This window comes from Streptomyces sp. DH24 (genome assembly GCF_029813775.1).
Lineage (GTDB): Bacteria > Actinomycetota > Actinomycetes > Streptomycetales > Streptomycetaceae > Streptomyces.
This window is the reverse complement of record NZ_JARVKW010000024.1, coordinates 102656-109362: the sequence shown is the minus strand read 5'-3', so window position 1 is coordinate 109362 and position 6707 is coordinate 102656. Positions and strand designations below refer to the sequence as shown.

The 6707-nt window shown below is 73.4% G+C and carries 7 protein-coding genes; 3 read left to right on the top strand and 4 right to left on the bottom strand.

The genetic code is table 11. The annotated features are described in order from the left end of the window. Positions 1-1068: serine/threonine-protein kinase (locus tag QC282_RS20460; RefSeq protein ID WP_279550953.1), on the bottom strand; the 1068-nt coding region annotated here is incomplete at its 3' end. 108 nt (positions 1069-1176) lie between these two features. Continuing rightward, positions 1177-2025 (bottom strand): menaquinone biosynthesis protein, encoded by an 849-nt coding sequence (locus tag QC282_RS20455; RefSeq protein WP_279550952.1) that lies wholly within the window; start codon positions 2023-2025, stop codon positions 1177-1179. A gap of 363 nt (positions 2026-2388) precedes the next feature. Here QC282_RS20455 and QC282_RS20450 point away from each other — a divergent pair, with 363 nt between their 5' ends. Beyond that, on the top strand, positions 2389-2592 hold the full coding sequence (locus tag QC282_RS20450; protein WP_004984723.1) for a cold-shock protein: 204 nt from the start codon (positions 2389-2391) through the stop codon (positions 2590-2592). A gap of 156 nt (positions 2593-2748) precedes the next feature. Here QC282_RS20450 and QC282_RS20445 read toward each other — a convergent pair whose 3' ends face one another. After that, a complete protein-coding gene (locus QC282_RS20445; RefSeq protein WP_279550951.1) occupies positions 2749-3336 on the bottom strand; it encodes an XRE family transcriptional regulator in 588 nt (195 codons plus the stop codon). A 68-nt stretch (positions 3337-3404) separates the two neighbouring features. On the opposite strand from QC282_RS20445, the gene QC282_RS20440 reads away from it, so the two are divergent. Together QC282_RS20440 and QC282_RS20435 are read left to right on the top strand one after the other, a co-directional pair. After that, on the top strand, positions 3405-4100 hold the full coding sequence (locus tag QC282_RS20440; protein WP_279550950.1) for an AzlC family ABC transporter permease: 696 nt from the start codon (positions 3405-3407) through the stop codon (positions 4098-4100). Then, positions 4097-4411, top strand: coding sequence for an AzlD domain-containing protein (locus tag QC282_RS20435; RefSeq protein ID WP_279550949.1), 315 nt, complete (start codon positions 4097-4099; stop codon positions 4409-4411). The genes QC282_RS20440 and QC282_RS20435 overlap by 4 nt, the downstream gene beginning before the upstream one ends. Before the next feature lie 318 nt (positions 4412-4729). Here QC282_RS20435 and QC282_RS20430 read toward each other — a convergent pair whose 3' ends face one another. Beyond that, positions 4730-6655, bottom strand: a complete 1926-nt coding sequence (locus QC282_RS20430; protein ID WP_279550948.1) for a long-chain fatty acid--CoA ligase — start codon at positions 6653-6655, stop codon at positions 4730-4732. Positions 6656-6707: the final 52 nt, after the last annotated feature.

Genomic DNA, 6707 nt, shown 5'->3' with positions numbered 1-6707 from the left:
GACCGGGCGCGGCGGCACCACGGCACCGCCGGTACCTGCCGGCATCACCGGCGCCGGACCGAACTCCCCCACCGTCGGCGCCCCGGAGCCCTCCCCGCCCGCCGTGTCGGGCGGCCGCACCGCGGGGCTGCTGAAACCCACCGGCCCGGACGCGACGTCGGCGCCCGCACCCGTCGCGTCGAGATTCAGCAGCCGTACGGCGCTCCGGCTGACCTGCTCCACCAGCGCGCCCGGCAGCCAGCCGCCCGCGACGAGCCGGGCCGCCCCGTCGGGAGCCAGCCGCCGGGCCAGCTCGGCCGGGTCCGGCCGGGCGGCCGGGTCCTTGGCGAGGCAGGCCGCCGCCAGCTCCCGCAGGTGACCGTCCAGGGCGCCGAGTTCGGGCTCCTCGTGGACGACCTTGTAGAGCAGCGCGGCCGACGAGTCCCCCCGGAAGGGCGGTTCGCCGGTCGCCGCGAACGTCAGGACCGCGCCCAGCGAGAAGACGTCGGACGCGCCCGTGACGCCCTTGCCGAGGATCTGCTCGGGCGCCATGTAACCGGGCGATCCGATGGACACGCCCGTCGAGGTGAGGGAGGCGGTGCCGTCCGTGGCGCGGGCGATGCCGAAGTCGATCAGCAGCGGCCCGTCCAGGGTGAGCAGGACGTTGGACGGCTTCACGTCCCGGTGCACCAGGCCCAGTTCGTGCACGGCCGTCAGCGCCTCCGCCAGACCCGCTCCCAGCGCCCGTACGGTGTGGACCGGCATCGGGCCGCCGTCCGCGACGGCCGCCGTCAGGGAGGGGCCCGCCGCGTAGGCCGTCGCGACCCACGGCACGCGCGCCTCCGGGTCGGCGTCCAGCACCGGCGCCGTCCACGCTCCGCCGACCCGCCGCGCGGCCTCCACCTCGCGGCGGAACCGGGCCCGGAACTCCTCGTCCAGCGCGAAGTGCGGGTGCACGATCTTGACGGCGACCGTCCGGCCGCCCGCGCTGCGCCCCAGGTAGACCCGGCCCATGCCGCCGGAACCGAGCCGGCCGAGCAGCCGGTAGGGCCCCACCGCGGCCGGTTCGTCGACGTCGAGCGGCTGCATGGTCACTCCTCCCCCGAGTCCCCGAGCGTCCCCGGGACCCCCGTACGACTGCCCAGCAGCGTAGTGCCGGAGCCCGGCGTGCCCCACGGTCCGGCAGCCGCGGGGCTCCTACGGCTGGAGGAGGTCGACCTTCACGTCCGCCGGGAAGCCCGTCGTCGGGCCGACGCGCCGCGCGAACTCGGCGACCGCCGCCAGCTGCGGTGCGCCGAAGCGGAAGTCGAGGGTGGTGAAGTACCGCTGAAGGACCTGCTCGTCGAAGTCCTCCCAGCGGGCGGCCTGTTCGGCGACCTTGCCGACCTCCTCCAGGGAGAGGTTGCGGGAGGCGAGGAAGGCCTCGTGCACCTTGCGGGTGATGACCGGCTCGCGCTCCAGGTAGTCCCGCCGCGCCGCCCACACGGCGAAGACGAACGGCAGCCCCGTCCACTCCTTCCACAGCGCGCCCAGGTCGTGCACCTGGAGCCCGAAGCGCGGCCCGTCGTGCAGGTTGGCGCGCAGCGCGGCGTCCCCGATCAGCACCGCCGCGTCGGCCTCACGCATCATCAGGCCGAGGTCGGGCGGGCAGGTGTAGTAGTCCGGCCGTACGCCGAAACGCTCCGCCAGCAGCAGCTGGGCGAGCCGCACGGAGGTGCGCGAGGTCGAACCGAGGGCGACCCGGGCGCCGTCCAGGCGCTCCAGCGGGACCTGCGAGACGATCACGCACGACATCACCGGGCCGTCGCAGCCGACGGCGATGTCGGGGAAGGCGACCAGGTCGTCCGCGTGCTTGAGGAACTCGACCAGGGTGACCGGACCGATGTCGAGGTCGCCCCGCACCAGCTTCTCGCTGAGCTTCTCGGGGGTGTCCTTCGTGAGCTCGAAGTCGAGGAGCGTGCCCGTTCTCGCGAGCCCCCAGTACAGGGGCAGGCAGTTCAGGAACTGGATGTGGCCGACACGCGGCCGGGTGCGAGAATTGTCCACATCGTGAGGCTAGCCCTCGGGTTCCGGGGTCCGGCCGCCGCCCCCGGTCGGCGCCACGTCGCCGCCAGGGCCTCGCGCGGGGCGGCCGGCCCGGCGGGCCGAGCCGCCGACCGGGTCTCCCTATTGACCCTCGCCGGGGATCTTCAAACATTCGGGTGAAGTGATCTTGGCCTCTATTGCATCGGGACCTCTGCGTGCTAGGCTCATCGCAAGTTGCAGTTTGGTTTCCCTTGCAGTACAGAGCCTGCGGAGCATGTGACCGCGGGCTCTCGTCATTCTCAGGCATAGGCAGTTGTGCAGAATTCACTTCTTCACACTTGCTGGTTCTGGAGCAGGGCAACCCTTTGAGCCCAAGGAGGGCTTATGGCTACCGGAACCGTGAAGTGGTTCAACGCCGAAAAGGGCTTTGGTTTCATCGCCCAGGAAGGCGGCGGCCCCGACGTCTTCGTCCACTACTCCGCGATCAATGCGACCGGTTTCCGTTCGCTTGAGGAGAACCAGCAGGTGTCTTTCGACGTCACTCAGGGCCCGAAGGGCCCGCAGGCGGAGAACGTCACCCCTGTCTGACAAGTAGTACCCAAGGAGCCCCGCGCCGTCAGGCGACGGGGCTCCTGCCCTTTTCCGGCCCCGCACCGCACCCGCTTTTCACACTCACCGGCCCATTCACTCCCCCGCCCTCGGTGAACTTCCGGCGAACCCCTCTCCCCCGGGCGTCGACGAACGTCATACGTGCTGCATGATCAGCACGAATTCCGTGCCGGGTGCCAGCGCCTCGTAGGTGTGCGGCACGTCACCGCGATACGCCATGTAGTCGCCGGGCCCCAGCACCGCCTGATCTCCGCGCGGCCCCGCCTTCACGCGCCCCGCGCCGACCACGATGTGTTCCACCGTCCCTGGAATGTGCGGCTCCGAATCCCGTACCGAACCGGGCTCAAGACCCACCCGGTAGATGTCGCGCCGCGCCCCCGGCGGGCTGGCCGCGAGCAGGGTGGCGGTGTAGCTGGACTGCTCCGAATGCACGGCCGGCCCCTGCCCCGCGCGGATCACCTGAACGGCCGGCGCGGGCGGTTCCACCAGCGCGCTGAACGGCACGCCGAGCGCCACGGCCAGCGCCCAGATCGTCTCCATGCTGGGGTTGCCGCTCGCCGCCTCCAGCTGCGACAGCGTCGACTTGGCGATGCCCGCGCGCTTGGCCAGCTCCGACAGGGACAGCCCGGCGCGGGTGCGCTCACGGCGCAGGGACGCGGCAATCCAGTCGAGCGGGAGCCGGGGCGGCGGCGCAGGGGTGGACGGCGTCTCACTCTCGGGCACGGTGTTCGCTCCAGAAGTACGATCGTTCGGCTTGACGAACAGGACAGCTCACGTCCAGTGTAGAAAACATGCGTTCGGTACAGCGAACACCCTGGCACCCTTTCCCTCCCGATCCCGAACTCCTCCGGGACGTCTCCCTGGTCTGCCTGGCCGGCGGGATCGTCGGTGTGTCCTTCGGCGCGATCGCGGTGGCCGGTGGCCTGCCGGTGTGGGTTCCGGTGGTGATGTCCCTCGTGGTGTACGCGGGCTCCGCCCAGTTCAGCGCGGTCGGCGTGCTGCTGGCGGGCGGCGGGCCGTTCGCCGCGGCGGCCACGGGTCTGCTGCTCAACACCCGCACGGCCGCCTTCAGCCTCGCCGTCGCCGGGATCATCGGCACGGGGCGGCTAGCCCGGCTGGCCGGGGCGCATCTGGTGACCGACGAGACGGTGGCGTTCGCGCTGGCCCAGCGGGACCCGGAGCGGCGGCGGGCGGCGTTCTGGATCTCCGGGCTCGGGTTGTTCGTCGTGTGGAACGTCGGGGTGCTGGCGGGGGCGCTGGCCGGGAGCGCGCTGGGCGACACGGCGACGTACGGGCTGGACGCCGCGTTCCCCGCGGTGCTCGCCGCCCTGGTCCTGCCCGCGCTGCGCGAGGACGCCGGAATCCGCCGGGCCGCCCTGCCCGGCGCCGCCCTGGCCCTGGCCGTGACGCCGGTCGTCCCCGCGGGGGTTCCGGTGCTGGTGGCCCTCGCGGGGCTCGCGCTGTACGGCAGGGGGCGTACGGCATGAGCGGGACGGCGGCCGTGATCCTGGCGCTGGCGGTGGGGACGTACGCCTTCCGGCTGGTGGGCCCGGCGCTGCACGGCCGGGTCGAGGTCCCGCCCCGCGCGCAGGAGCTGCTGTCCGCCGCCGCGGTGGTCCTGCTGGTCGCCCTGCTCGCGACCGGCGCCCTCACCGAGGCGGGCGCCTTCGCCGGCTGGGCACGCCCGGCCGGGGTCCTGGTGGCCGGCGCCCTGGCGTGGCGCGGGGCCCCGTTCGCGCTGGTGGTACTGGCCGCGGCGGCGACGACGGCGGGGCTGCGGGCGGCAGGGCTGGGGTGACGGCGGGGCGCGGGTCGAACCGGACACCGGCAAGGGCGAGTCGACCCCGCAGGCCCTCCTGATCGCCCGCAAGCAGCGGGCCGCCCGTCGAACGGCGTCGGGCCGACGGTCTTCCCCGCCGCACGCCGAGGACGGCGCCGCGCCGGGCCGCCACGGCTGGGCGGCCCGCCGCTGGGACGCACTGAGTCGGCGGCCCGCACCTTCGCGGACACGGTTCCGGAGAGCTGCCGCCGCGACGCGGGACCACCGGCGTCCCCTTCCGGCGGGGCAGCCCGGCGGGGCGCGCGGTGACGGGCGCCCCGCCTCCGTGCGGGCCGCTCAGCCCTCGTACAGGCCCTCCACCACCCACGCGAAGTCCCGCAGGACCGCCTCTCTGCGGAGTTTCATCGACGGGGTCAGGTGGCCGGACTCCTCGGTGAGGTCCGTGGGCAGGACGGCGAAGCGGCGGATGGATTCGGGGCGGGAGACCAGTTTGTTGGCCTCGTCCACCGCGCGTTGCAGGACGGCCCGCAACTCCTCGTCGTTCACCAGGAATTCCGGCGGGACGGGGTGTTTGCCGTTCATGCGGCGCCAGTGGGTGATGCCGTCGGGGTCGAGGGTGATGAGGGCGGTGACGTAGGGGCGGCGGTCGCCGAGGACCAGGCAGTGGGAGATCAGGGGATGGGAGCGGAGCCAGTTCTCCAGCGGGGCCGGGGCCACGCTCTTGCCGCCCGCCGTGATGAGGAGTTCCTTCTTGCGGCCGGTGATGGTCAGGTAACCCTCGTCGTCCAGTTCGCCCATGTCGCCCGTCGCGAGCCAGCCGTCGCGGCCGACGGGGACGACCCCGGCCTGCGGGTCCCAGTAGCCGCGCAGCACCTGGTCGCCGGCGATGAGGATCTCCCCGTCGGACGCGATGCGGATCCGGGTGCCGGGCAGGGGCCAGCCGACCGTGCCCAGGCGGGGTTTGAGCGGCGGCGTCACCGTCGCCGCGCCGGTCGTCTCGGTCAGTCCGTAGCCCTCGAAGATCTCGATGCCCGCACCGGCGTAGAAGGCGGCCAGGCGGCGGCCGAGCGGGGAGCCGCCGCAGATCGCGTAACGGACCCGGCCGCCCATGGCGTTGCGGATGCGCCGGTAGACCAGCGGGTCGTAGAGGGCGCGGGCGGCCTTCTGGGCGCGGCTGGGTCCGCCGCCGGTGCCGCTGTGGCGGGCCTCCAGGGCCTCGCCGTAGCGCCGGGCGGCCTCCGCCGCGCGGTCGAAGGACGACAGCCTGCCGCCCGCCTCCGCCTTGGCGCGGGCGGCGTTGAACACCTTCTCCAGCATGTACGGAATGGTCAGCAGACAGGTCGGCCGGAACGCCGCGAGGTCCGGCAGCAGGTCCTGCGCCTTCAGGCTCGGCGCGTGTCCCAGGCGGACCCGGGCGCGGACGCAGGCGACGGCGACCATGCGGCCGAAGACGTGCGACATGGGCAGGAAGAGGAGGACCGACGGCTCCTCGGCGGTGCGGGCCTTGAAGACCGGGTAGAGCAGTTCGACGGCGTTGTCGACCTCGGCGAAGAAGTTGCCGTGGGTCAGGGCGCAGCCCTTCGGGCGTCCCGTGGTGCCGGACGTGTAGATCAGCGTCGCGAGGGTGTCGGGGCTCAGCATGCCCCGGCGCACGGCGACTTCACCGTCCGGCAGACCCGCGCCGAGCTCCGCGAGCCGTTCCACGTGCCCCTTCTCCATCACCCACAGGTGGCGCAGGTCCGGGATGTGCTGGAGTTCGGGGCCCATGGACGCGGCCTGCGCGGGGGTCTCCGTGACGAGGGCGACGGCGCCGGAGTTCTGCAGGATCCAGCGGGTCTGGTAGACGGAGGACGTCGGGTAGACGGGGACGGTCACCAGGCCGGCCGCCCACGCGGCGAAGTCCAGCAGCGTCCACTCGTACCTCGTGCGCGCCATGATCGCGACGCGGTCGCCCGGCATCAGCCCTTCGGCGACGAGCCCCTTCGCCACGGCCTGCACCTCGGCGGCGAACCGGGTCGCCGTGACGTCGTCCCACGTGCCGTCCGGGCCCTTGCGGCTGAGGACCACGGCGTCGGGCACCGCGGCGGCGTTCTCGAACGGCAGCTCGGCGAGCGAGCCGTGCCGCACGGGCGGGGCGAACGGCGGGACGTACGCCTCCCTCACGACCCCGTCCAGGCGCCGGGTCTCGGGCTTCACGAGGACGGGGCCGGGGGCGTCGTCGTAGGCGGCGGAGGCCGCGAAAGAGGGCAACGGGGTGGTCACGGGCGGCTCCTGTGGCGTGCAGCGAGTGCTGCGGGTGCTGCATGACGTACGC

Bases quoted from the DNA above. Each gene is read 5' to 3' on its own strand.
- QC282_RS20450 (WP_004984723.1), top strand. From the start codon at position 2,389: ATGGCTACCGGAACCGTGAAGTGGTTCAACGCCGAAAAGGGCTTTGGT.
- QC282_RS20440 (WP_279550950.1), top strand. From the start codon at position 3,405: ATGCGTTCGGTACAGCGAACACCCTGGCACCCTTTCCCTCCCGATCCC.
- QC282_RS20435 (WP_279550949.1), top strand. From the start codon at position 4,097: ATGAGCGGGACGGCGGCCGTGATCCTGGCGCTGGCGGTGGGGACGTAC.